Source organism: Saccharomonospora cyanea NA-134 (assembly GCF_000244975.1).
GTDB lineage: Bacteria > Actinomycetota > Actinomycetes > Mycobacteriales > Pseudonocardiaceae > Saccharomonospora > Saccharomonospora cyanea.
In genome coordinates this window covers 224,266-246,919 of record NZ_CM001440.1, presented here as the reverse complement: position 1 = coordinate 246,919, position 22,654 = coordinate 224,266, and the positions used below count along the sequence as shown (strand labels likewise).

The following is a 22,654-nucleotide window of genomic DNA, read 5'->3' as shown; positions in this document are numbered from 1 at the left end:
GGCACCGACCGGCCCTCGCAGTGATAACCGCACTCCCGGACCCACTCCGCAAGCTCGGCCACCGACGTCCGAGCCGGGTCGTAGGTCACCGTGGCGGTCTGGGCTACCGGGTTCATCTCCACCGCCGCCACCCCCGGTCGGCGGGACAACGCGGCTTCGACGACCGCCTTGGAGGAGGCCCGGTGCAGCCGCGAAACCTCCAGCACCGCGGTCGCGGACTTCGCCCCCATCACACTCTCCCGTCAGCCGGAACCATGCCGAAGAGGGTTCCCGATCCCGCACGTCCGTAACGACCGCGGCGGGCCGGGCCGCGTCTCGGGAGCGAATCAGGGCGGTCGCAGGAGGGGCTTCGACCAGTGGTGGCCGGGAGGTCGTTCGGTTCCCGGGCTCTCGGAGCGTCGAACGCCTGCCCGGTGCTCGCTCGGAGCTTTCGGTGCGTCCGGGGTCGGCGACCACGACGAGCTGTGCGTGGTGCCCCGCGCGTCGGCAGGTTTTGCCGGGACCCGCGCCGGGCCGCTGCTTCACACTCTCGTGAAGGCGGCCCGGCGTCGTCCGGTGGAGGTGTCAGCGAGTCGCGGGGTCGAGCCCTGCCGGGGCCGGTTCGATGCCGGCGACGAGGTTGAACGATCCGGTCAACTGGTTGAGGGCGACGACACCCACGACCTCGGCGATCGCCCTGTCGTTCCAACCGTGGTGCCGCAGGGCGTCGACGTCGGCCGGGATGATGGCCGACGGCTCGGCGAGCACCTGCAGCGCGAACTGGACGAGAGCGGCTTCCCTGGCGTCGGTGGCCGTGCCCTGCCGTGCGAGCTCGATGTCGGCGTCGCTCAGTCCGAGACCGCGGGCGGCTTCGCCGTGTGCCTGGAGGCACGCGGCGCACCCTATCCACTGCTGGACGGCGAGGGATATCTTCTCGCTGGTCGTGCGGGGTAGTTTGCTGCGCTTCATCGACCGCGACAGGGCCAGGAACCCTTCGAGCAACGCGGGTGAGTGGGCCATCGTGCTGATCATCTCGCCGACCGAGCCTCGGCGGGCGGCGATGTCCTCCAGCAACTGCCGGGACTTGGCGGGGGCCTCGCCGGGTTCGAGCGCTTCGAGGTTTCTCATGTCGTTCTCTCCTGCTCGTCTGGCTCGGGATCACGCGCTCGTGGTGCTCGGGGCCGGGGCGGCTGCCCGCCCATCCTGCTGGGGGCGTCGGTTCCGCAACGTGGCCATGGCGATCAGGCCGCCTGCGAGTGCGATGCCGCCGGCGCCGACGAAGGCGGCGGACAGGCCGTCCGTCACCGCGTGAGCGTCACCGACCTGCCCGGAGCCCAGCGACGTCGCCAGCGCGGTCATCGCGGCCAGCCCCAGTGCCGAACCGACCTGGTAGCTGGTGTTGACGATGCCGGAGGCCAGGCCGCCTTCCTCGGGACGGGCGCTGGAGATGGCGGTGCCCAGCGAGGGGACGAAGGCCAGCGCCATACCGGCGGCGGCGACGAGCGACGCGGGCAGCACGTCCACCCAGAAGGTTCCGTCCGGCCGCACCAACGACAGCCAGCCCAGGCCCGCGGCCAGCACGAGCAGTCCGGTGACGACCATCGGCCTCGCGCCGAACCTGGCGGTCAGGCGCGGTCCCACCGCGATCATGCCGAGCATGATGACGGTGGTCATCGGCACCAGTGCCGAGCCGCTGGCGAACGCTCCGAGCCCCAGCACCTGCTGCAGGTAGAGGTTCAGGAAGAACCACATGGGAATCCAGGCTCCGGCGAGCAGCAGTTGTGCCACGTTGGCCGCTCCCAGCCCCGGTGTCCGGAAGATACCGAGTCGCACCAGCGGCACGCGGCGCTTGGACTGGACGACCAGGAAACCGGCGAGCAGGACGACGGCCGCGGCCAGCGTGCCGAGGATCTCCGCCGAGCCCCAGCCCGCTTCGGGGGCGCGGACGATCGCGTAGACCGCCAGCGCCAGGCCCGCGGTGACCGTCACCGCGCCGAGCACGTCGACGGAACCACGCTGTGCCGAACCCGCAGGCATCAGCACGGGGGCGGCGAACAGTGCCACGAGGGCGATCGGGATGTTGAGGTAGAACACCCACGGCCAGCTCAGGTACTCGGTGATCACGCCGCCGAGGAAGACGCCCGCCGTGCCGCCTGCCGGTGCCGCGGCACCGTAGAGCGACAGTGCCTTCGTCAGCTCGCGCGGTTCACCGCCGAAGAGCGTCATCAACAGCGTGAGAGCCGAGGGCGCGATCAGCGCGGCGCCCGCTCCCTGTACCGCCCGTCCGGCGAGCTCGACCCAGGCCTCTCCGGCGGCACCGGCAACCGCCGAGCCAGCCAGCAGGACCAGCCAGCCGGTCATGAAGACGCGCCGTGCCCCGAGCAGATCCGACAGACGGCCACCCAACAGCAGCAACCCACCGAAGGCGACCACGTAGGCGTTGAACACCCAGGACAACCCCTCCTGAGTGAAGCCGAGGTCGACCTGAATCCGTGGCAGTGCGACACCGATGATCGAGGTGTCCATGATGACGATGAACTGCGCTGTGGCGATCAGCGCGAGCGCCCACCACCTGCGAGAGGCACCCGCTGCCATGCTTCTCATGACGTTCACTCCTATACCTATAGGGGGTATGAGAGAGCAACGTAGCACGCCAATCGAAGATACACCAGGGGGGTATATAGGAGAATGTTGATCAGAGGCTATACGCCGAGCCACAGAGCCGCGTAAGCAACCGCTGGGAAATACTTGTGAAGTACCCCTACCCCGTAGCAGGATGTGGAGCCGAGTAGAGGGAGGTCCACGTGTCCGAAGCGCACCCCAAGGTGCACCAGCACGCAACTCACGATCACGAAGACCACGGCGCCGACCATGACCACCATGCGTCACACGAGGACCACAGTCACCACCATGGTCACCACGTGGGGCATGCGGGGCACGGCAGTCACCCGGCGACCTGGCGCATGGCGGCATCAGCCACCTTGCACTGCCTCACCGGCTGCGCCATTGGCGAGGTTCTCGGGATGGTCATTGGCACGGCACTCGGCTGGGGCAACGTCGCCACGATCGTGCTGGCCGTCGCCCTCGCCTTCGTCTTCGGCTATGCGCTCAGCATGCGCGGGATCCTGCGTGCCGGTGTGGGCTTCAAGCAGGCGCTGAAGGTGGCCCTCGCCGCCGACACCGTCTCCATCGCGGTCATGGAAGTTGTCGACAACGGCGTGATGGTCGTGGTTCCTGGTGCGATGGACGCGCCCTTGAGCTCGCTACTGTTCTGGGGAGCGCTTGCCTTCGCGTTCATCGTCGCATTCCTGGTCACCACGCCGGTGAACAAGTGGCTGATCGGCCGGGGTAAGGGGCACGCCATTGCCCATGCATACCACCACTGAGGTGTGGAGGCGGCCCATTCACATACTCGCCCGGTACGCATGATCTGGCTGCCTCTAGAGCTGTCGCGCCGCTACATCTCGATTCTCGGCTGCGGCGGAACGGACGGTTGTCCGATGTAGCCCGCGGCGGGGACCGGTGGCTTCGCCACTGATCCCCGCCGCTCGCATCATGTTTCAGTATCCGACGTAGAGCGTTCGGACGCTTGAAATCCGGCTCTGACATGCGAGCCGTCGCAGAACGGTTTCCGCGCCGACCTGCCGCAGCGACAGAGCAGCTGAGTGCGGCCGGGGCCGAGGTCGAAGGCGTTGTTGTCGTGATCGACCACTCGGACAGGTCCCTTGACCTGGTACGGCCCGTTGTCCACGACTTTGATCACCACAGCGGGACCCGGTTGCTGATCCTGGGGCATATCAGCTGGCCACCTCGTAGCCTGCCTGGTTGATCGCGGCGCGGACCAGGCGGTCGTCGACCGGTGCGTCGCTGAGGACGGTGACCTCTCCCGTGGTGATGTCGACGTCGACGTCATCGACGCCAGCCACAGACGTCACGGCGTTGGTCACCTTGGCCATACACCCGGAGCAGGTCATTCCCTTCACGACGTACACATTGTTGTCCACTGTTTCGTCCTTTCCTTGGTTGACACCAATACTTTTACCCTACCCCCGGAGGGTATAACAGACAAGGCTCCCACCGCCGCCGCAGCGCAACGGAGTTACTTCTCGGCGGAGCTGTTCGGTCTGCGCGGCTGACGACAGCGGCTCGGTCCCGCGACCTCCACGGCGGCCTTGAAACTGCCGAGACGACCGCTTCGGCGGGCGGTGGCGGCCAAGGTCGGGACCAGAAATCGACAGCAGAGTCGCACCGCCACGTCCACCGACAGTCGCCAGCTGCGGGCCCGGGTAGCGCGATGTTTTCGCCACAGCTCGCTCATGCTGTCAGCGCCGCTTGTGCGACCCGGCGACTCAACACTGGGAGTAGCTGTGGCCAATTGACAACCACGGCGCCGGTCAGTGTGCCATCGCCGCCCTCGTATCGGAGGCAGAAGCCACGCGGTCCCGGCTCCGGCTCGGACTCCACTCCGCTCGGATGTCCGACCACTTGTACGCGGTGCTCGTAGACGTCGGTCCAGAACACGGGCGGCAGCTCAACCGGTGGCTGCCGTCCGGTCAGCGTCGCGGCTGCGCGTTGTGCGCTGGTGGTCGCCACTGCCCAGTGTTCGTGGCGAACCGCGCGGCCATCCGGTGTCCGTGACGGCGTTCTCGCGACGTCCCCGACAGCGACCACACCGTCGACCACCGTGCCCGTCACGGTGATGGCTCTCCCCGCAGGGTCGGTAAGCACGCCGTCAGTGATGTCCACGCCACTGCCGCGTAGCCATTCGGTGTTCGGCACGGCTCCCAGGCTGGCCACCACGGCATCGGCCTGGATGACGGAGTCGTGGGCGAACGTCACATGATAGCCCGCGCCCGAGCGTTGAATCGATTGGACCGGTTGGCCGAAGCGGGTGCGGACTCCCCGGACCCGGTGCTGCTCCCACAGCCAGCGCGCCGGGCCGGGTCCGAGAGCCCGGGCCAGTGGGGTGGGATCCGAATCCACGATGGTCACCGCCCATCCCAGCGAGTGTGCCGTGACGGCGACCTCCGAGCCGATGAAACCCGCGCCGACGATCACCAGATGTCCGCGATCCCCGTGAAGGATGCCGTGCAGGACTTCCGCGTCGTCAGCCGTCCGCAGTGTCAACCCAGCTTCGGTACCGCGTAGCACCCTGGCTCGGACCCCGGTGGCCACTACCGCCGCGTCGAACGCGACGGTAGAGCCGTCATCGAGTTCGACACGACGCTGCTCGAGGTCCAAGCCGGACGCCGCTACACCGATCTGCCATCGCACGCCGGCTGTGGTCTCGAGGGGCACGCACTCCCAGTCAGATCGGAACAGCGCATCCTTCGACAGTGATGGGCGGGCGTACGGGAGTCGATTCTCCGCGTTGATCCCGACCAGCTCGCCGGAGAAACCGTTGCGACGGAGCGCTTCTGCCGTGCGAAGCCCCGCAACGCCTCCGCCGACGATGACGATGCGTCGCAGCAGCGGGCTCACGGCTGGTTCTCCGACGAAACCCGAATGGCCTGAACAGGGCAGTCCTGGATGGCCTGCATGACGTTGTCCCGCTCGCTGTCGGCGGGCTTGGCGACGTACCGGGTAAGACCCTGGTCGTCCAGCTGGAAAACCCCTGGAGCTGTCAGGGCACACAAGCCGTGCCCCTCGCAGCGCTCGTAGTCGATCGTGATCCGCATCCTCAACCTCCTCTTGATTGGGGTACGGGGGTAGGGTATACTTGTTCCAAGCGCGGCGTCCAGGGATCATCCGGTGGTACCCCACGGGGGTAAGCTGGCCCGGACTAGTACGACACAGAGGAGGAGTGAGATGCCGGGATACCACGGAGACAAGGACGCCTACCTCAAGCGGCTGCGCCGCATCGAGGGGCAGATTCGCGGGCTGCAGCGAATGGTGGAGGGCGATCAGTACTGCATCGACATCCTCACCCAGATCGCCGCCGCCACGAAGGCGCTGCAGTCGGTGTCCCTCGGGCTGATGGACGAGCACCTGCGGCACTGCGTGGCCGAGGCCATCAACCAAGGCGGCGACACGGCAGAGGAGAAGGTGCGGGAGGCCAGCGACGCCATCGCCCGGCTCGTCCGCTCCTGACCACCACAGTCCTACAGAACGAGGAGGAGAAGAGATGGCTCAGCAGACGTACACGGTGACCGGCATGACCTGCCAGCACTGCGTGCTCTCGGTGACCGAGGAGGTCAGCGAGATCAACGGTGTGACCGACGTGGCGGTCGACCTGCCCACCGGCAAGGTCACCGTCACCAGCGACCGGGACCTCGGCATGGACGAGGTGCGTGCCGCTGTGGAAGAAGCCGGATACAGCCTGACCGCCTGAGCGGGCGGCCCTCCACGTAAGGATCGAGATGAACACTGCAGGGAAGCTCTCCGCCTACGGTGTGGCGCTCGCCCTGGTCGCCGGTGGCGGCTGGGTGATCGGCAACGCTGTCGGTCCCTTCGCCGGTTCGGCCGGCGCGCACGGCGATGAGGACGCCGCGCACGGGGACGCCCACAGCGGCACCGTCGCGGAGACCGCGCACCCCGACCAGCCCGGCGGGCTGGCGTCGTCCAGGGGCGGCTACACCCTCACGCCCACCAGCACGACGCTGACCCCCGGGGCCGACGAGGAGTTCTCCTTCCGGATCGTCGGACCGGACGGCGAGCCGGTGACCCGCTTCGAAGTCGAGCATGAGAAGCGGATGCACCTGATCGTCGTGCGGCGCGACACCGCCGGTTTCCAGCACCTCCATCCGGAGATGACAGCCGACGGGACGTGGAACGTTGCCGTCGACGTCAACCGGCCGGGAAGCTACCGGGCTTTCGCCGACTTCGTCCCCGCCGGCGGCGAGGCCACCACGCTCGGTGTCGATCTGGCCGTGCCGGGCGACTTCCGGCCCGCCACCTACGCACCCTCCCGCGTCGTGGCCGTCGGCGACTACGAGGTCCGCCTCGACGGCGACCTCGCACCAGGCCGGACCTCCACGGTGACACTCACTGTCACCCGCAACGGCGAGGAGGTCACCGACCTGCAGCCCTACCTCGGCGCCTACGGCCACCTCGTGGCACTGCGCGGCGGCGACCTCGCCTACCTCCACGTCCACCCCGACGGCGGGCCGGGCGACGGCGGCACGAAACCGGGGCCCACCATCACTTTCCACGCCGATGTGCCCTCCGCCGGCATTTACCGGCTGTTCTTCGAGTTCCAGCACGAGGGCGAGGTCCGCACCGCGGAGTTCACCCTGCGAGCCGAACCGGCCGGCCGGGCATCCGGCTCGGCACCTACCTCCGCCACCGACGACGGCCACGGCGGCCACGGCTGACCGGGAAGGAGCAGCACAGTGACATCCGAGACATCCCAGGTCGAGACCCCACAGTCGACCGCGGCCCAGGAGATCGAACTTGCGATCGGCGGCATGACCTGCGCGTCCTGCGCGAACCGGATCGAGCGCAAGCTCAACAAGCTCGACGGGGTGAGCGCCACCGTCAACTACGCCACCGAGAAGGCGAAGGTCGTCTACGCCGATGGTGTCGAACCCCACCAGCTCGTGGCGCAGGTGGAAGCCGCTGGCTACACCGCGACCCTGCCACAACCCAAAGCGGTGACCGAACCGGCCGCTGCGACGGACAGCGAGGACGAGGATCCGACACGGTCGCTGCGGCACCGGCTGATCGGGTCATTGGTCCTGTCGGTGCCCGTGATCGTGCTGGCGATGGTGCCGGCGCTGCAGTTCATCTACTGGCAGTGGATCTCGCTGACACTGGCCGCGCCGGTGATCGTGTGGGCGGCGTGGCCGTTCCACAAGGCGGCCTGGACCAACCTGCGGCACGGCGCGGCCACCATGGACACCCTGATCTCCATGGGCACGATCGCGGCGTTCCTGTGGTCGCTGTACGCGCTGCTGTTTGGCAGCGCGGGCGAGCCGGGGATGACGCACCCCTTCGAACTCACCATCGAGCGCATCAGCGGTGACGGCAACATCTACCTCGAGGTCGCGGCTGGGGTGACCACGTTCATCCTGGCCGGGCGGTATTTCGAGGCGCGCTCCAAGCGCCGGGCCGGTGCCGCCCTGCGGGCGTTGCTGGAACTCGGGGCCAAGGACGTGGCGGTCCTGCGTGACGGCCGGGAAGAACGCATTCCTGTCGAGCAGCTGGCGGTGGGCGACCTGTTCGTGGTCCGACCGGGGGAGAAGATCGCCACCGACGGTGTGATCGAGGAGGGCAGTTCGGCGGTCGACGCCAGCATGCTCACCGGCGAGTCGGTTCCCGTCGAGGTCGGCCCCGGCGACAGCGTGGTCGGAGCCACGGTGAACTCCGGTGGACGCCTGGTCGTGCGGGCCACCCGCATCGGCTCGGACACCCAGCTGGCGCAGATGGCCAAGCTGGTGGAGGAGGCGCAGACGGGCAAGGCGCAGGTACAGCGCCTTGCCGACCGGATCTCGGGTGTGTTCGTCCCGATCGTGATCGCGCTGTCCATCGGAACGCTCGCGTTCTGGCTGGGTGCCGGTGGTACGGTGTCGGCCGCGTTCACCGCCGCGGTGGCGGTGCTCATCATCGCCTGCCCGTGCGCGCTCGGCCTGGCCACACCCACGGCGTTGCTGGTCGGGACCGGGCGAGGTGCCCAGCTCGGCATCCTGATCAAGGGACCGGAGGTGCTGGAGTCGACGCGGCGCATCGACACCGTCGTCCTCGACAAGACCGGCACGGTCACCACCGGCCGGATGGCCCTGGCCGAGGTCCACACCGTCGACGGGGTGGACGCCGACGAGATGCTGCGGCTGGCGGGCGCGCTGGAGAACGCCTCCGAGCACCCGATCGCGCAGGCCATCGCCCGGGGCGCGGCTGAGCGGGTCGGTGCGCTGCCCGCTGTCGAGGGCTTCACCAACATCGAGGGTCTGGGTGTTCAAGGGATCGTCGACGGGCACGCGGTGCTCGTCGGGCGGACCGCGTTGCTGGAGGACTGGAGCCAGCGCCTCACACCCGAACTGGCCAAGACCAAGGCCGCCGCGGAGGCACGGGGCAAGACCGCCGTCGCCGTCGCCTGGGACGGGCAGGCCCGTGGTGTGCTGGTGGTCGCCGACACCGTGAAACCGACCTCCGCCGAAGCGATCGCGCAGCTGCGGAAGCTCGGGCTGACACCGGTGCTGCTCACCGGCGACAACGAAGCCGTCGCCAAGGCGGTCGCGGCCGAGGTCAGCATCGACGAGGTGATCGCGGAGGTGCTGCCGCAGGACAAGGTCGACGTGGTCAAGCGGCTGCAGGCCCAGGGGCGGGTCGTGGCGATGGTCGGCGACGGTGTCAACGACGCCGCCGCGCTCGCCCAGGCTGACCTCGGCCTGGCCATGGGCACCGGCACCGACGTCGCCATCGAGGCCAGCGACCTCACCTTGGTGCGTGGTGACCTCCGGGTGGCGGCCGACGCGATTCGGCTTTCCCGGCGCACGCTGCGCACGATCAAGGGCAACCTGTTCTGGGCGTTCGCATACAACGTGGCGGCCCTGCCGCTGGCCGCGGCCGGACTGCTCAACCCGATGATCGCTGGCGCGGCCATGGCGTTCAGCTCGGTCTTCGTCGTCAGCAACAGCCTCCGGCTGAAGGCTTTCCGCAGCGGCATCACCAACACCCCACCCTCGGTGAAGTCGGAGGACCAGGAGGAACCGGTGAAGGAGCGAGTCACAGCAGCCTGACTACGGACACACCAAAACCGCGACAGCCGACGTTGACCGCGCGAAACCGGCGGACCAACGTCGGCTGTGGCGTGTTTCCTCCTCGACCGAACTCGTGTTGCGGGGTACGGGCACGATGACCCGGAACCGCCGCAGCCGAAATGAGCCCTGTCGGCAATGGCTGTGTCGCTTGACGACGAGTGTGGCAGGAGTCCCGGTCCTGTTCTTCGGGAGCTTTTTCGCGTCGACGGGCAGGAGGTCAGCGACCGCGCGGTCGGCACGGACGTTCCTCAAGCCTCAACCCGCAGCGGAACCACACGCTACAGCTCCGGAGCTGTAGCGTGTGAGCGAAGGGCCCGTGCCGTGCTCAACCCAGGTCATCGGGGCGAGCCCGCGACGATGGACGTCCTGCTCCACGGCAGCGCGGGCTGCTCCGCGCTGCGATAAACCTGCGTCCAATCCGAGTGGAGCTGGCGGATTCGGGCCGCAGGCCGTCTTCCACGAGATACACCATCTTCACGTCACACGAGGCTGCAACACGACACCGAGCCACTGATAGCCACGTCCTACCAAACGAGACATCCGTTGCTGAAATGCTCAGCCGATACCGGCGTGTTAAAGAGCCGTGTGCTGGCATGCCCCTCGCCCGCGGTGCTGTGAGACCAAAGGAGAAGTAGCCGCTGTGGATCCACACATCCTCGTTGGCAAGGCTTGCCGACGGTCGCGCCTGGTAAGCCGCGATGTTCGGCCCCTACAGCGCGTCTTCGCAAGTCAAAGCGCATCGGCGCAGTATTTGTAAATCAGACCACAGGCATGCTGGGCGGCTGGCCTCGGCTTTGGTCCCATCAGCTCAGCCACACTCAAGGTACTCACGTCGTTGTGCCCTGCCGTTCAAGCCATGAGGTCCACAGATCATCGATCACCCATGTGCGGAACCACCGGTGAATGCTTCAGACACCAGGCGGCGAGGGTGCGGGAGCAGTCCGATGGAAAGCCAGACACCAACTGCGTGACCAGGTATGCCGGTCGCCGGTCTGCTCCGCTTCGCTGCTATGCCGAGAGGACACCGATCACTGACGCGGTGATCACTCGATATCGGCCACCGACCTTGATGACCCTTGCGGGAAACTCACCCCTCGCCACCAGCTCGTAGGCGTGGCTTCGGGAGATCCCGAACGCGGTCGCCGCCTTGGCCACATCCACGCTGGCCGGCCAGTTGTCCCTGATCTCCGCCAGTGTTGGCGCGCTGGATGCTCCCTGAATCCTGGTCTCCACGGTTCCCCCTGTATTCGCCTCGTCCCCCAACGGGCACCAATTACGATACAGTCAATGACATTGCCGTGTCATCCATGCACGAGGGGAGGTGTCCAGGGTGTCTCGCGCTTTGGTCCGAGAGAGTCGCCAGCCGTATCGTCCCGGCATGCCGCGCCAGCCGAAGAACTTCAGCATCGCCTGGGTCTCCGTAGAGCCACTGAGCCCGACCGGCTATCTGCCCACTGGTCCAGACACTGCCGTACCGACGAACTTCCTCGCATCGTTCGCGTTGGAGCAGCCACCGGCGAGTGTCACGATCGAGGTGTGCGTCGGCGCTGACCTACGGCCGGTCGTCGTCGATCTGGCCATTCGCGCGAACGCGAAGGAACCGATCACCACATCTGTGTTGCGGCGCGTACTCGTAGACCAGCTACTGAGCAGAGCGCTCGCGGAAGCCACCGTGCCAAGGGAACCGACCGACCAACCCCGGCACCGCCGGAAGGTCGATGAGGAGGCCGAACTGGCGGCACGCATCTACCTCGAGGCGGTAGCGACAGGCAGCAGGGCGCCGACGATGGCCGTCGCTCACACCATGAACCGCTCCCGCGCACAGGCGTCCCGGTACGTGCGCCGTGCACGCGAACTGGGATTACTGCCCACACCGGATCCGCAGCAGGAAGGATGAGGAGCAGCAACGAATGGCAGATCCGATCAAGAAGATCACGCTCAAGGACGGGACCGTCCGCTATCGGTTCGTCGTCGACATCGGTCGCGACCCGGAAACCGGACGCCGCCAGCAGAAGACGTTCACCTTCGACACCAAACGCGAGGCACGCGCCGAGTACGACAAGATCCGGCACCAGCTGAACGAGGGCACCTACATCCGGCCCACGAACATCACGGTGTCCGAGTACCTGGACGGCTGGCTGGAAGGTGCGGCACGGGACCTGCGGGACTCCAGCAAGCGGAGCTACCAGGACGCACTACGGCCAGTCCACGAGCGGCTCGGCTCCATGCCGATCCAGAAGGTCGGCAAAGCCGACATCGAGCGAATGGTCACGTGGATGGAGACCTCCGGCCGCCGTCGTGGAGGCAAGCCCGGTACCGGACTCGGCCCCCGGAGCGTGCGGCTGACCCTCGGGCGGCTCACAGCGGCCTTCGAGATGGCGGTCCTGGAAGGGCTGCTCCCCCGCAACGTGGCCAAGCTCGTCAAGCCGCCGAAGTACGCCCCGACTCCGCGAAACACGTGGACGGCCGAGGAAGTCCGGAAGTTCCTCGACAAGGCCAAGACCGACCGGCTCCACGCCGGATGGCGGCTGTCCCTCTACGGGCTGCGGAGAGGCGAAGTCCTCGGACTCCGCTGGCGGGAAGACATCGACTTCGGTTCCTTCGCAGAACCATGCCGAACCCACAAGAAACCATGGTGCGGTGACTGCTACGGCACGGGGTCGACGTACAAACCCGCGACGATCCGCGTGCAGCAGGCCCGTGTGCTCGTCGAGGGCACGACCCAGGTCGTGCCGCCCAAGTCGCGCAACGGCTTCCGGACCCTGCCTCTCGATGCCACAGCCGCATCGGCGCTGCACCAGCTCAAGGTCGCTCAGAACGCTGAAAGGCTCGCCGCGGGAAAGGCGTACACCAACAGTGGCTACGTCGTGGTCGACGAACTGGGTGAGCCAGTTCACCCCGAGTGGTACTCCGACGAATTCGGTCGCCTCGCCAAGCGAGCGGGAGTCAAGCGGATCGTGCTGCACGAGGGCCGCCACACGGCACTGAGCCTGATGGAGAAGGCCGGAGTCCCGATCTCCATCGTCAGCAAGTGGGCCGGGCACTACGACACCGCGTTCACATACTCGACCTACGTACACGCCACCGAGGAGGATCTCCAGACCGGAACCGACGCCCTCGGCAGGATCTACAAGAGCACCTGAGCAAGCAGTACGAACGTACGTGAGAAGCTGTGAGACGATCGGCCGCCGAAAAGCAGTCAAGGCCTCGTCTCATTACTGAGAACAAGGCCTTGACCTGGACTTTCCTTGCGCGCCCGTAGGGATTCGAACCCCAAACCTTCTGATCCGTAGTCAGATGCTCTATCCGTTGAGCTACGGGCGCATCATCTTCAGTTATACCCGACCGGGGTCGGGGTGGTGCTCGGTGGGTACCGAGCCCCGGCGGAGGCTCCGGGATTTGAACCCGGGAGGGGGGGTTACCCCCAACCGCATTAGCAGTGCGGCGCCATAGACCAGACTAGGCGAAGCCTCCCAGGTCGCGACCACTGCCTCCATAGGTTACACACCTCCACCGGGGCCGTTTCACCCACCCCCCGTCATGGGGGTGACCAGGTCATTTCCCGCCCGCGAACGCCACGAAGGGCTGCAACGCCTCCGGGTTCACCAGTGCGTCGCGGCTCACTGCGCGGTCGGGGTCGACGCCCTTCAGGATCTTCTTCACCGGCACCTCGCACTTCTTGCCGTTCAGGGTCCTCGGCACCGCCTCCACTGGCACGAACCGGTCGGGCACGTGGCGCGGCGACAGGGCCTTGCGCAGCTCCTTGCGCAGCCGCTGTTCGAGTTCGTCCAGCGACGCCCCCTCGGCCAGCACGAGGAAGCACAGCAGCTCCCCCTCCTCGCCCGCCGACGTGTCGATCACGAGCGAGTCGAGCACCTCGTCGAACCCCTCGACGACGCGGTAGAACTCGGCCGTACCCATGCGCACGCCGCCGCGGTTGAGGGTCGAGTCACTGCGGCCGTAGATGATCGCCGAACCGCGGCCGGTGATCTTGATCCAGTCGCCGTGCCGCCACACGCCGGGGAAGTCCTCGAAGTACGCCTCCCGCAGCCTCGTGCCGTCGGGGTCGTTCCAGAAGAACACCGGCATCGACGGCATCGGCTTGGTGATCACCAGCTCGCCCACCTGGTCGGTCACCGGCCTGCCCGCGTCGTCGTACGCCTCCACCGCCGCGCCGAGCGCGCGGCACGACAGCTCGCCCAGCCACACCGGCACGTCGGGCGCCGAGCCCACGAACGCCGTGCACAGGTCCGTCCCACCGGAAACCGAGCAGATCTGCACGTGGTGGCCCACCTCGTCGGCGATCCAACGGAACCCCTCTACCGACAGCGGCGCGCCCGTGGAACCCAGCGCCCTCAGGGCGGACAGGTCGAACTCCGCCGCGGGCCGCAGCCGCTCCTTCAGACAGCTCTGCACGAACGGCGCGGAGGTGCCGAAGTAGGTCACGCCGTGCCGCTCCGCCAACCGCCAGAGCGTCCGCAGGTCCGGATGCCCCGGGCTGCCGTCGTACAGCACCACGGTGGTTCCCACGAGCAGGCCGGAGACGAGGAAGTTCCACATCATCCAGCCCGTGGTGGTGAACCAGAAGAACCGCTCACCCGGACCGAGGTCGCAGTGCAGGGCCAGCGCCTTCAGGTGCTCCACGGTGATCCCGCCGTGCCCCTGCACGATGCCCTTCGGCAGCCCCGTGGTGCCCGACGAGTACAGCACCCACAGCGGGTGGTCGAACTCCACCGGCTCGAACTGAAGCTCCGCACCGGCGTGCTCGGCCAGCAGCGTGTCCCAGTCGAGAGTGCCCTGGACCCGGCCGCCGCCCTCGTAGTCCACCACCACGGTGGCCGCCAGGCTGGGAAGCTGCGACCGCAGCTGCTCGATGGTCGGCCGCACGTCGAACGCCCGCCCGTTGTAGACGTAGCCGTTGACGGCGATCAGAACCTTCGGCTCGATCTGGGTGAAGCGGTCGGCCACGGCCCGCACACCGAAGTCGGGAGAGCACGACGACCACGTCGCGCCCAGGCTCGCCGCGGCGAGGAACGCCACCAGCGTCTGCGGGGAGTTCGGGGCGAGCGCCACCACCCGGTCGCCCTTGCCGACGCCGAGCTCGCGCAACGCCGCCCGCGCCGCCGCCACCTCGGCGCGCAGCGTGCCGTAGGTGAGCTGCCGCTCGACACCGTCCTCCCGGCTGAAGACCACGGCGAGGTCGTCGTCGCCCTTCTCGGCGCCCGCGACGCCGCGCAGAGCGTGCTCGGCGTAGTTGAGCGTGCCGCCGGTGAACCACCGCGCTCCCGGCATGCGCTCGTCCGACAGCACCTCGCGCGGGGTGTCGTGCCACCGCACGCCGAAGTACTCCGTCATCGCCGACCAGAACTCCGGCATCGAGTCCACCGAGTACGACCACAGCTCGCCGTAGTCGGCGGCGTCCACACCGCGGTTCTCGCGCAGCCAGCGCCGGAAGTCGGCGATACGGGTGCCCTCCGTCTGCTCCGAGGTGGGCTGCCACAACACCTCGGGAGCGTCCGCGCCGTCAACTGCGTCGTTGCCAGTACTGTCAGCACTCATGGCCGCAGCCTAAGACAAAAAAGCACCCGATCGCGTCGTCGTTTGGTCACACATTCGGCCGGGCGGAAGTGTGTCCCACACGGCGTGTCACTGCCCGGGAGCGACGAGGTCACCGGTCCGCGCTTCCCCTTGCGGTCAGTGCCTTTCCCGGCCGTTCCCCGGCCTCCTCAGCCTTCCCCGGCGGTCAGCGCAGGTGGGCGTCGAACCAGGACAGCGTGCGCTGCCACGCCTCCGCCGCGGCCTCGGGATCGGTGTCGAAGCGATGGCTCGCACCGGCGTAACACACCACGTTGGTGGCGACCTTCGACTTGCCCGCCTCCTCCTTCAGCTTGTCGATCTCGGCCTGTCCGACCTCGTCACCGTTGTCGCCGTAGAGCCCCAGCCACGGGCTCACGAGTCCGCCCGCGATGTCCATGAGCGCGGGCAGCCCGCCGGTGGCCGGCTCGCTGATGCCACGACCGCCGACGCTCACGGCGGCGCCCAGCTCCCGGTTGGCGGCCACGACCAGCGCCGCCGTGCCGCCGAGGTCGAACCCGACGACTCCCACCTGATCCCCGCGCACCCCGTGGTCGACGAGCCACGCGAGCGTGGTGTCGGTGGCGGCGAGCAACGAGGGGCCCGTCCCCTGCCCTTCGTCGGTGTCGACATCGACGATGTGGGGCGCCGCCGCGAGCCAACCCTCCGCCGCGAGCGAGGCGACGAGCAGGCGTGTCCCGTCGGTCACGCCGCCCACCTCGTGAAGGACCACGAGACCGCCACGCACGGCGCCGTCCGGTTCGGCGTAGGTCAACCTCAGCCGGCGTCCGTCTGCTCGCTCGTAGTCCTGCGTGTGCGTCTGCGTCATGTACCTACTCAACCACCGTCGGTATACCCCCGGTCAACGTGAGTTCGCAGATACCGGAGCACGGTAGGTTTGTCGCGACCCGTTCTCGATGCCGAGGAGCCGTCATGTCCGCGATCCCGACACGTGCCGACCTCGCCGCCCTCCCCGCCTACGTACCGGGACGGACCGTCCCGGGGGCCGTCAAACTCGCCAGCAACGAGGTGCCCGGCGGTCCACTGCCGAGCGTCGCCGACGCCATCGCCAGGGCCAGCCGGGAGATCAACCGTTACCCCGACATGGGCGCCTGGGCCCTCGTCGACCGCCTGTCGCGCGAGCTCGACGTCCCGACGTCCCAGGTGGCCGTGGGCTGCGGTTCCGTGTCGCTGTGCCAGCAGTTCGTGCAGGCACTCTGCGCCCCGGGTGACGAGGTGCTGTTCGCCTGGCGCTCGTTCGAGGCGTATCCGATCGTCACGCAGGTCGGCAACGCGACGCCGGTGCGCGTGCCGCTGACGCCCTCCCACACCCACGACCTCGACGCGATGCTGGCGGCCATCACGCCGAAGACCCGGCTGGTGTTCGTGTGCAACCCGAACAACCCCACGGGCACGGCCGTGCGCAGGGCCGAACTCACGCGGTTCCTCGACAACGTGCCCTCCGACGTCGTCGTGGTGCTCGACGAGGCGTACCGGGAGTTCGTCACCGACGCGGACGTGCCCGACGGCCTGGAGTTCGCGCGCACCCGGCCCAACGTGGCCGTGCTGCGCACGTTCTCGAAGGCGTACGGGCTGGCCGGTCTCCGTGTGGGGTACGCGGTCGCTGCCGACGAGGTGATCGAGGCCGTCCGCAAGGTGTACGTGGCGTTCAGCGTCAACGCGCTCGCCCAGACGGCCGCGCTGGCCTCCCTCGACGCGAAGGACGAGCTGCTGGCCCGCTGCGCCGACATCGTGGCCGAGCGCACCCGCGTGCACGAGACCCTGCGGGACCTGGGTTACGAGGTGCCCGAGACGCTAGCCAACTTCGTGTGGCTCCCGCTCGGTGAGCGCACGACCGCGTTCGCCGAACACTCGCTGGAGCACAAGGTGGTGGTGCGCCCGTTCGCGGGCGAGGGTGTGCGCGTCACCATCGGGACGCGGGAGGAGAACGACACCTTCCTGGAAGCGGCGCGAGCCTTCCTGGCGTGAGTCGCCACCGCGAGGACGCCGGGGCGGCGTGTGCCCGCCCCGGCGGCGCGACCGTCAGAGCTGCCTGACGACGAGCTGCACCATCGCGGCGACACCGACGACCACGATCACCGTCCGCAGCGCCGTGGGCGAGAGTCTGCGCCCGATCCTGGCGCCGAGCAGGCCGCCCGCGACCGAGCCCACGGCAAGCAACGCGACGACCACCCAGTTCACCGGCGCCACGAACGCGTAGAAGGTGCCCGCGACGACGTTGACCACGGCCGACAGCACGTTCTTCACGGCGTTGAGGCGCTGCATCGTCTCGTTGATCAGCATGCCCATCACGGCCATCAACATCACGCCCTGCGCGGCGGTGAAGTACCCGCCGTACACGCCGATCAGGAAGATCAGCACGAGTACGAGCAGCGAGCCACCGAGCCCGGACCCCGAAGCGTCCGCCTCGCTGCGCTCCTCCCGGCGACGCAGGACCCAGCTCGACACCTTCGGCTGCACGATGACCAGCACCACCGCGAGGCCGACGAGCGCGGGCACCACGGTCTCGAAGGCGTCGGCAGGCAGCGACAGCAGCAGGATCGCCCCGACGATGGCGCCGACCAGGGAAGCCGGAGCGAAGCTCAGCAGCCGCTTACGCTGCCCGCGCAGTTCGTGCCGGTAGCCGATGGCGCCGCTGATGCTGCCCGGCGCCAGCCCGATCGCGTTCGACGTCGTCGCCGTCACCGGCGGGTAGCCGAGTGCCACGAGTACGGGGAACGTCACGAGCGTCCCCGAGCCGACGACCGTATTGATCATTCCCGCCCAGACACCCGCCATGGCGATCAGGACGGCATGCCACCAGATCATGCTGCACTCACGCGGGCTGACGATAGGCAGCGAAGGGGTGCGCAGTCTTCTCAGGCCCGGAAAGGGTGGGCAGAGTCACCACACACGTCCCCGTTGTGGATCTCCGATCGCGTTTCGCCTCACCCGTATCGGGTAGTCAACGACCAACAGGTCGGCGCACGAGGAGGCACGAGTGGACACGACGAGGTTGCGCGAGCTGACCACGTCCGACGGCCCGTTCGTCTCGATCTACTTCGACGACACCCACAACACCGAGGACGCGGCCAAACAGCGCGAACTGACGTGGCGGGAGCTGCGCGGCGAACTCGCCGAGCAGGGCGCGGGAGAACAGACGCTCGCCACGCTCGAGGGCGCGGTCCTCGGCGGTGAGCCGCCCGCGGGGCCCGCCGGGCGCGCGGTGGTGGCCACCGACCAGAAGGTGCTGCTCGACCAGTGGCTTCCCGAGCCTCCCGCCAGACCGGTGGCCCGCGTCTCCCGGATGCCCTACCTGTTGCCGCTCGCCGAACACGGCGAACTCCCTCCCCCGCACGTCGTCGCCGTGGTCGACAGCGTGGGAGCGGACGTCACGGCCGTCGACGAGCACGGCACGGTCGTCGACTCCCGGACGGTCGAGGGTTCGGACTCGCAGGTGCACAAGGTGCCCGGTGGGGGCTGGGCACACCGCAACATCCAGGCCCACACCGAGGAACTCGTCAGGAGCAACATCGAGAAGGCCGCCGAACACGTCGGCACCGTCGCCCGCCGGATCGGCGCCACACTCGTCGTCGTCGCAGGCGACTCCCAGGCCCGCAAGACCCTCGTCGAAGCCCTGCCGCAGGCGGTGCGTGACCACGCCGAGGAGGTCGAACCCGGCGGGCGCAAGGAGGGCTCGGGCAACGCCGAACTCGACGCGCGCATCGACGAGCTGCTCGCCGAGGCCACTCGCAGGCGCAGGGCCGAGGTGACGAAGCGGTTCGAAGCGGCGCTGGCCAAACCGACCGGACTCGCCGTGCAGGGCCTCGAAGCCGTCACCACCGCGTTGCGGGAACACAACGTCGAGACACTCCTCGTCGGCGATCCCGGCGAGGCGGAAGTGCTCACGGGTCCCGACCCCTCGTTGCTCGCCGTGCAGGAGGAAGAGCTCACGGCGGCCCACGGGGTCGACGAGATCGGACACGCGCGAGCCGACGAGGCCCTCGTGGTGGCGGCGGCGACCGTGAGCGCCGACGTGGTCCACGTGGGCGGGGAAACGGAACTCACCGATGGATTCGGCGCGATTTTGCGCCACGACTAGGAAAGAAGAACAAGGATGGCCACAACCGTCGCTACTGTGGGCGGGGAACTTTGAACGGTCGGCAGAACACCGAGGTGACAGTGACCGAGACGAAGCCGCCGACGAGCAGCATCGGCGCGCAGGACGACATCGAACTCCGGCTCGGCGCGAGCCTGGTGCACCTACCCATCATCCGGTCGGTCGCGGCGAGTATCGCGATGCGGGTGGACTTCGACCTCGACTCCATCGCCGATCTCCGGCTCGCGGTGGACGAGGCGTGTTCCACTCTCATCACCCGCGCCGTACCCGGCAGCACGATGATCTGCCGCTTCACGATCAGCGAGGACCAACTGCTGTTCCGCGGCGCCGTCTCATCGGGTGAGACGGAAGCACCCAGCACCACGTCGTTCGGCTGGAAGGTGTTGACCACGCTCGCGGACTCGGCATCGGCCTGGGCGGAGGAGAACAGCCAGAACGGGCAGGGCACCTGGATTCACATCGAGCTCGCGAAACGGAAGCCGGCTTTTACGTGACCGAATCGACCACACACGGATCGCGGACCGCGTCGGACGACTACCAGCACCTGACGCCGCTGTTCCACGAATTCGCCTCGCTCGCCGGGGACGACCCGCGCAGAAGCGAACTGCGCGACAAGCTCGTCACGGGCCACCTCCCGCTGGCCGAGCACATCGCGCAGCGGTTCTCCGGCCGGGGCGTGGCCAAGGAAGACCTGGTACAGGTGGCCCGGGTGGGTCTGATCAACGCGGTGGACCGCTTCGACCCCGCACGAGGGTCCGATTTCCTGTCTTTCGCCGTACCCACGGTGATGGGCGAGGTACGCAGGCACTTCAGGGACACCGGTTGGGTCATCCGGGTGCCCCGGCGGTTGAAGGAACTGCACCTTTCGATCAACAGCGCCAGCACCCAGCTGTCCCAGCGTCTCGGCAGGGCGCCGACGCCCAGCGAGATCGCCGAGCACCTCGGACTCACCCCCGAAGAGGTCTACGAGGGCTTGGAAGCGGGCAACGCCTACCACTCGATGTCACTGGACGAGGTTCTCTCCGCCGACACCGAGAACCTCGCTCTCGGCGACACCCTGGGGGAAGAGGACGCGGCACTGGCGGGCGTGGAGAACCACGAAACGCTCCAACCGCTGGTCAGGCAGCTGCCCGAACGCGAACGCACCATCCTCGCGCTGCGGTTCGTCCACAACATGACGCAGACCCAGATCGCCGAGCGCGTCGGGATCTCCCAGATGCACGTCTCACGGCTGCTCGCCCGCACGCTGAAGAAGCTGCGTGACGGCCTCGCCGAGGAGGACAACATCGGCTGACCGCTCCGGGCCCGGTTTCCGGTGCCCGGAGCGTCCCGGTGTCTTCACGCCTTCGGCGTAATGCGGCTCCAGCGCTCGGTCACCCAACAGGATTGTCACTCACAGTGATAATCCGTCGTCTTGATGCACTGAACGGCGCACTTACCGAGGCTTGCCGGAATCGCTCGTCGGCCGTGGCCGTCCCCCCGTCGGGTCGCGTGGAAGTCCGGTTCGCGACACCCCGGCGAGCCTCAGTGTTTTCGCAGTTCCGCGCGGGTATCTTCGCGGACATGGCGAACCGGGACGTGCATGGCACCACGCCCCCGAAACTCCACCCACGACGGGCGGTGGAAGTCGGTGGACGGGTCGAAGCGCGCCCAAATCAGTCACTCTTCGTAGTCGAAGAGCACGAATGCGGCCTTCACTACGACTTCCGGCTACAACTCGATGGCGTGGCCGTGTGCTGGGCGATCCCCGAGCACCCGTCGCAGACCCCGGGCGACAAGCGGCTCGCCATCCGCGACGCGGAGCCCGGGTCCGGCCGCGGTGCCGTGTGGGACACGGGCACCGTCGAGAACCTCGGCGACCTGGCGTGGCAGCACGCGCTCGCGGAGGGGCGGCTGGCGTTGCGCCTGACCGGCGGGCGGCTCCACGGCGTCTTCGTCATGGTGCGCGCCCACCGCAGCCCCGACCAGGAACAGTGGCTGCTCATCACGAAGGAGGCCGGCCACGGTCACGCCCCGGGTGTGCGCGCCGTGACCGCCTCCGCCGAGGAACAGCGATGAAGTACTCCGTCCGAGTGGCCGGCATCGGTGACCTGCGGCATGCTCGGATGACACGACGGACGTCAGTCCAGGAGGAGCCGTGGCACGAGCGATCTGGAGCGGAGCTCTCAACTTCGGCCTGGTGACGGTGCCCGTCGAGCTCTACAGCGCCACCCAGGACCACACCATCCACTTCAGGCAGTTCCAACGCGGTACGCCCGACCGCATCCGCTATCGCAGGGTGAACGAGCGAACGGGTGAGGAAGTCCCGTACGACGAGATCGTCAAGGGCTACGACCTCGGCGGCGAGGAGTACGTGATCCTCGAACCGCAGGAGCTGGACGAGATCGCACCCGGCCGGTCGCGGACCATCGACATCGACGCCTTCGTCGGCCTGGAGGAGATCGACCCGATCTACTTCCAGAAGACCTACTGGCTCGCCCCGACCAAGGAGGAGTTCGGCCGGTCCTACTCCCTGCTCCTCGAAGCCCTGACCAAGACCAACAGGGTCGGGCTCGCGAGGCTCGTGATGCGGGGCAAGGAGTACATCGCCGCGGTACGCGCGGGCGACGGCGTGCTCATGCTCAACACGCTGCTCTTCCCCGAGGACATCAAGGAACCCCACGAGGTCACCGAACTCCCCGAGACGGGCCAGGCCGGGGAGAGGGAGATCGACATGGCCGTGAGCCTGATCGAGTCGATGGCGGAGAAGTGGGAGCCCGAGGACTACCACGACACCTACACCGAGCGCGTCATGCAGCTCATCGAGGACAAGCGCGCGGGCCGGACCATCACCCCCGCAGAGGAACCGCGTGCGGCCACGAAGATCGTGGATCTGTTCGAAGCGCTGTCCCGCAGCATCGAGGGCCGCAGGCAGGAAGCCGGGAAACCCTCGAAGCGCGCCGGAAGCCGCACGAAGGAGACCGAGGAGAAGCCCCGCCGGGGTCGTGCGGCGGGTCGCGACAAGCAGGTCCGCCGCACGACGGCGTCCCGGGGCAAGCGGTCCGAGGTCGCCCTGTCGGAGCTCACCAAGGGTGACCTCGACCGGATGGCCCGTGACCTCGACATCAAGGGCCGGTCCAAGATGAACCGCGCCGAGCTGGAGAAGGCCGTCAGGAACGCGAACCGGCGGCAGGAACGGCGGCGCCGCGCCTCCTGAAGCAGCGGCGTCACTGCCGATCGCCGTCCGGACATACCATCCGGGCACGTAGAACCCTACGATCCTGAGGTGGCCAAAGGGCGAGTC

Annotated in this window: 23 protein-coding genes, 2 tRNA genes and 1 pseudogene; 13 read left to right on the top strand and 13 right to left on the bottom strand. The window is 68.1% G+C overall.

The genetic code is table 11. The features are described 5' to 3' along the window. Nucleotides 1-80: 80 nt before the first annotated feature. The 3 genes and pseudogenes from SACCYDRAFT_RS26715 to SACCYDRAFT_RS01225 form a co-directional block, all read right to left on the bottom strand. Nucleotides 81-230, bottom strand: a pseudogene (locus tag SACCYDRAFT_RS26715) (heavy-metal-associated domain-containing protein); the annotation flags it as partial. Between the two features lie 334 nt (nucleotides 231-564). Then, nucleotides 565-1,107, bottom strand: coding sequence for a carboxymuconolactone decarboxylase family protein (locus tag SACCYDRAFT_RS01230; RefSeq protein ID WP_005452836.1), 543 nt, complete (start codon nucleotides 1,105-1,107; stop codon nucleotides 565-567). A 30-nt stretch (nucleotides 1,108-1,137) separates the two neighbouring features. Beyond that, the gene (locus tag SACCYDRAFT_RS01225) at nucleotides 1,138-2,583 is read right to left on the bottom strand and encodes an MFS transporter (RefSeq protein ID WP_005452835.1); all 1,446 of its coding nucleotides are present in this window, start codon (nucleotides 2,581-2,583) and stop codon (nucleotides 1,138-1,140) included. Nucleotides 2,584-2,783: 200 nt separating this feature from the next. On the opposite strand from SACCYDRAFT_RS01225, the gene SACCYDRAFT_RS01215 reads away from it, so the two are divergent. Further along, nucleotides 2,784-3,365 (top strand): DUF4396 domain-containing protein, encoded by a 582-nt coding sequence (locus SACCYDRAFT_RS01215; protein ID WP_408640296.1) that lies wholly within the window; start codon nucleotides 2,784-2,786, stop codon nucleotides 3,363-3,365. Between the two features lie 167 nt (nucleotides 3,366-3,532). Here SACCYDRAFT_RS01215 and SACCYDRAFT_RS25590 read toward each other — a convergent pair whose 3' ends face one another. The 4 genes from SACCYDRAFT_RS25590 to SACCYDRAFT_RS01200 all read right to left on the bottom strand — a co-directional run bounded on the left by SACCYDRAFT_RS25590 (nucleotide 3,533) and on the right by SACCYDRAFT_RS01200 (nucleotide 5,657). Then, the gene (locus tag SACCYDRAFT_RS25590; RefSeq protein ID WP_005452833.1) at nucleotides 3,533-3,775 is read right to left on the bottom strand and encodes a CDGSH iron-sulfur domain-containing protein; all 243 of its coding nucleotides are present in this window, start codon (nucleotides 3,773-3,775) and stop codon (nucleotides 3,533-3,535) included. Nucleotide 3,776: 1 nt separating this feature from the next. After that, on the bottom strand, nucleotides 3,777-3,983 hold the full coding sequence (locus SACCYDRAFT_RS01210; protein ID WP_005452831.1) for a heavy-metal-associated domain-containing protein: 207 nt from the start codon (nucleotides 3,981-3,983) through the stop codon (nucleotides 3,777-3,779). A gap of 310 nt (nucleotides 3,984-4,293) precedes the next feature. Continuing rightward, entirely contained in the window at nucleotides 4,294-5,460 is a 1,167-nt protein-coding gene (locus tag SACCYDRAFT_RS01205) for an NAD(P)/FAD-dependent oxidoreductase (protein ID WP_005452829.1), read from the bottom strand. Then, a complete protein-coding gene (locus SACCYDRAFT_RS01200) occupies nucleotides 5,457-5,657 on the bottom strand; it encodes a ferredoxin (RefSeq protein WP_005452828.1) in 201 nt (66 codons plus the stop codon). The genes SACCYDRAFT_RS01205 and SACCYDRAFT_RS01200 overlap by 4 nt, the downstream gene beginning before the upstream one ends. A gap of 130 nt (nucleotides 5,658-5,787) precedes the next feature. Between SACCYDRAFT_RS01200 and SACCYDRAFT_RS01195 the strand changes: the two genes are divergently transcribed. The 4 genes from SACCYDRAFT_RS01195 to SACCYDRAFT_RS01180 all read left to right on the top strand — a co-directional run bounded on the left by SACCYDRAFT_RS01195 (nucleotide 5,788) and on the right by SACCYDRAFT_RS01180 (nucleotide 9,656). Next, entirely contained in the window at nucleotides 5,788-6,069 is a 282-nt protein-coding gene (locus SACCYDRAFT_RS01195; RefSeq protein WP_005452826.1) for a metal-sensitive transcriptional regulator, read from the top strand. 34 nt (nucleotides 6,070-6,103) lie between these two features. Beyond that, nucleotides 6,104-6,310: a heavy-metal-associated domain-containing protein gene (locus SACCYDRAFT_RS01190; protein ID WP_005452824.1), complete on the top strand. Its 207-nt coding sequence runs from the start codon at nucleotides 6,104-6,106 to the stop codon at nucleotides 6,308-6,310. A gap of 28 nt (nucleotides 6,311-6,338) precedes the next feature. Next, entirely contained in the window at nucleotides 6,339-7,292 is a 954-nt protein-coding gene (locus tag SACCYDRAFT_RS01185) for a hypothetical protein (RefSeq protein WP_005452822.1), read from the top strand. A 93-nt stretch (nucleotides 7,293-7,385) separates the two neighbouring features. Beyond that, entirely contained in the window at nucleotides 7,386-9,656 is a 2,271-nt protein-coding gene (locus SACCYDRAFT_RS01180; RefSeq protein WP_232283882.1) for a heavy metal translocating P-type ATPase, read from the top strand. Nucleotides 9,657-10,685: 1,029 nt separating this feature from the next. Here SACCYDRAFT_RS01180 and SACCYDRAFT_RS01175 read toward each other — a convergent pair. Next, nucleotides 10,686-10,832 (bottom strand): helix-turn-helix transcriptional regulator, encoded by a 147-nt coding sequence (locus SACCYDRAFT_RS01175; RefSeq protein WP_232283881.1) that lies wholly within the window; start codon nucleotides 10,830-10,832, stop codon nucleotides 10,686-10,688. Nucleotides 10,833-11,055: 223 nt separating this feature from the next. Between SACCYDRAFT_RS01175 and SACCYDRAFT_RS01170 the strand changes: the two genes are divergently transcribed. Next, entirely contained in the window at nucleotides 11,056-11,574 is a 519-nt protein-coding gene (locus SACCYDRAFT_RS01170) for a hypothetical protein (RefSeq protein WP_232283756.1), read from the top strand. Nucleotides 11,575-11,587: 13 nt separating this feature from the next. Beyond that, nucleotides 11,588-12,820, top strand: a complete 1,233-nt coding sequence (locus tag SACCYDRAFT_RS01165; RefSeq protein ID WP_005452814.1) for a tyrosine-type recombinase/integrase — start codon at nucleotides 11,588-11,590, stop codon at nucleotides 12,818-12,820. 108 nt (nucleotides 12,821-12,928) lie between these two features. On the opposite strand, the gene SACCYDRAFT_RS01160 is transcribed toward SACCYDRAFT_RS01165, so the two are convergent. The 4 genes from SACCYDRAFT_RS01160 to SACCYDRAFT_RS01145 all read right to left on the bottom strand — a co-directional run bounded on the left by SACCYDRAFT_RS01160 (nucleotide 12,929) and on the right by SACCYDRAFT_RS01145 (nucleotide 16,080). Further along, nucleotides 12,929-13,001, bottom strand: a tRNA-Arg gene (locus SACCYDRAFT_RS01160). Nucleotides 13,002-13,061: 60 nt separating this feature from the next. Next, nucleotides 13,062-13,151 (bottom strand) — tRNA-Ser (locus SACCYDRAFT_RS01155). 81 nt (nucleotides 13,152-13,232) lie between these two features. Continuing rightward, nucleotides 13,233-15,236 (bottom strand): acetoacetate--CoA ligase, encoded by a 2,004-nt coding sequence (locus SACCYDRAFT_RS01150; RefSeq protein WP_005452812.1) that lies wholly within the window; start codon nucleotides 15,234-15,236, stop codon nucleotides 13,233-13,235. Nucleotides 15,237-15,420: 184 nt separating this feature from the next. Beyond that, on the bottom strand, nucleotides 15,421-16,080 hold the full coding sequence (locus tag SACCYDRAFT_RS01145; protein ID WP_005452810.1) for a dienelactone hydrolase family protein: 660 nt from the start codon (nucleotides 16,078-16,080) through the stop codon (nucleotides 15,421-15,423). Between the two features lie 104 nt (nucleotides 16,081-16,184). On the opposite strand from SACCYDRAFT_RS01145, the gene hisC reads away from it, so the two are divergent. After that, nucleotides 16,185-17,240 carry a histidinol-phosphate transaminase gene (gene hisC, locus SACCYDRAFT_RS01140; protein WP_005452808.1) on the top strand — a complete coding sequence of 352 codons (1,056 nt, stop codon included), beginning with the start codon at nucleotides 16,185-16,187 and terminating at the stop codon, nucleotides 17,238-17,240. A gap of 54 nt (nucleotides 17,241-17,294) precedes the next feature. On the opposite strand, the gene SACCYDRAFT_RS01135 is transcribed toward hisC, so the two are convergent. Then, a complete protein-coding gene (locus SACCYDRAFT_RS01135) occupies nucleotides 17,295-18,080 on the bottom strand; it encodes a sulfite exporter TauE/SafE family protein (RefSeq protein WP_005452807.1) in 786 nt (261 codons plus the stop codon). Between the two features lie 172 nt (nucleotides 18,081-18,252). Between SACCYDRAFT_RS01135 and SACCYDRAFT_RS01130 the strand changes: the two genes are divergently transcribed. From SACCYDRAFT_RS01130 to ku, 5 genes are all read left to right on the top strand, one after another. Then, on the top strand, nucleotides 18,253-19,353 hold the full coding sequence (locus SACCYDRAFT_RS01130) for an Rv2629 family ribosome hibernation factor (RefSeq protein ID WP_005452806.1): 1,101 nt from the start codon (nucleotides 18,253-18,255) through the stop codon (nucleotides 19,351-19,353). An 80-nt stretch (nucleotides 19,354-19,433) separates the two neighbouring features. Beyond that, nucleotides 19,434-19,865 (top strand): ATP-binding protein, encoded by a 432-nt coding sequence (locus SACCYDRAFT_RS01125; RefSeq protein ID WP_005452805.1) that lies wholly within the window; start codon nucleotides 19,434-19,436, stop codon nucleotides 19,863-19,865. After that, the gene (locus SACCYDRAFT_RS01120) at nucleotides 19,862-20,665 is read left to right on the top strand and encodes a SigB/SigF/SigG family RNA polymerase sigma factor (protein WP_005452804.1); all 804 of its coding nucleotides are present in this window, start codon (nucleotides 19,862-19,864) and stop codon (nucleotides 20,663-20,665) included. The genes SACCYDRAFT_RS01125 and SACCYDRAFT_RS01120 overlap by 4 nt, the downstream gene beginning before the upstream one ends. Nucleotides 20,666-20,934: 269 nt before the next feature. After that, entirely contained in the window at nucleotides 20,935-21,429 is a 495-nt protein-coding gene (locus SACCYDRAFT_RS01115) for a DNA polymerase ligase N-terminal domain-containing protein (protein WP_408640295.1), read from the top strand. Nucleotides 21,430-21,508: 79 nt separating this feature from the next. Continuing rightward, nucleotides 21,509-22,567 carry a non-homologous end joining protein Ku gene (gene ku, locus SACCYDRAFT_RS01110; protein ID WP_005452802.1) on the top strand — a complete coding sequence of 353 codons (1,059 nt, stop codon included), beginning with the start codon at nucleotides 21,509-21,511 and terminating at the stop codon, nucleotides 22,565-22,567. Nucleotides 22,568-22,654: the final 87 nt, after the last annotated feature.

Coding starts and splice junctions, on each gene's coding strand:
- SACCYDRAFT_RS01230 (WP_005452836.1), bottom strand. CDS start 1,107: ATGAGAAACCTCGAAGCGCTCGAACCCGGCGAGGCCCCCGCCAAGTCC.
- SACCYDRAFT_RS01225 (WP_005452835.1), bottom strand. CDS start 2,583: ATGAGAAGCATGGCAGCGGGTGCCTCTCGCAGGTGGTGGGCGCTCGCG.
- SACCYDRAFT_RS25590 (WP_005452833.1), bottom strand. CDS start 3,775: ATGCCCCAGGATCAGCAACCGGGTCCCGCTGTGGTGATCAAAGTCGTG.
- SACCYDRAFT_RS01200 (WP_005452828.1), bottom strand. CDS start 5,657: ATGCGGATCACGATCGACTACGAGCGCTGCGAGGGGCACGGCTTGTGT.
- SACCYDRAFT_RS01195 (WP_005452826.1), top strand. CDS start 5,788: ATGCCGGGATACCACGGAGACAAGGACGCCTACCTCAAGCGGCTGCGC.
- SACCYDRAFT_RS01190 (WP_005452824.1), top strand. CDS start 6,104: ATGGCTCAGCAGACGTACACGGTGACCGGCATGACCTGCCAGCACTGC.
- SACCYDRAFT_RS01185 (WP_005452822.1), top strand. CDS start 6,339: ATGAACACTGCAGGGAAGCTCTCCGCCTACGGTGTGGCGCTCGCCCTG.
- SACCYDRAFT_RS01180 (WP_232283882.1), top strand. CDS start 7,386: ATGACCTGCGCGTCCTGCGCGAACCGGATCGAGCGCAAGCTCAACAAG.
- SACCYDRAFT_RS01170 (WP_232283756.1), top strand. CDS start 11,056: ATGCCGCGCCAGCCGAAGAACTTCAGCATCGCCTGGGTCTCCGTAGAG.
- SACCYDRAFT_RS01165 (WP_005452814.1), top strand. CDS start 11,588: ATGGCAGATCCGATCAAGAAGATCACGCTCAAGGACGGGACCGTCCGC.
- SACCYDRAFT_RS01150 (WP_005452812.1), bottom strand. CDS start 15,236: ATGAGTGCTGACAGTACTGGCAACGACGCAGTTGACGGCGCGGACGCT.
- SACCYDRAFT_RS01145 (WP_005452810.1), bottom strand. CDS start 16,080: ATGACGCAGACGCACACGCAGGACTACGAGCGAGCAGACGGACGCCGG.
- hisC (WP_005452808.1), top strand. CDS start 16,185: ATGTCCGCGATCCCGACACGTGCCGACCTCGCCGCCCTCCCCGCCTAC.
- SACCYDRAFT_RS01135 (WP_005452807.1), bottom strand. CDS start 18,080: ATGATCTGGTGGCATGCCGTCCTGATCGCCATGGCGGGTGTCTGGGCG.
- SACCYDRAFT_RS01115 (WP_408640295.1), top strand. CDS start 20,935: ATGGCGAACCGGGACGTGCATGGCACCACGCCCCCGAAACTCCACCCA.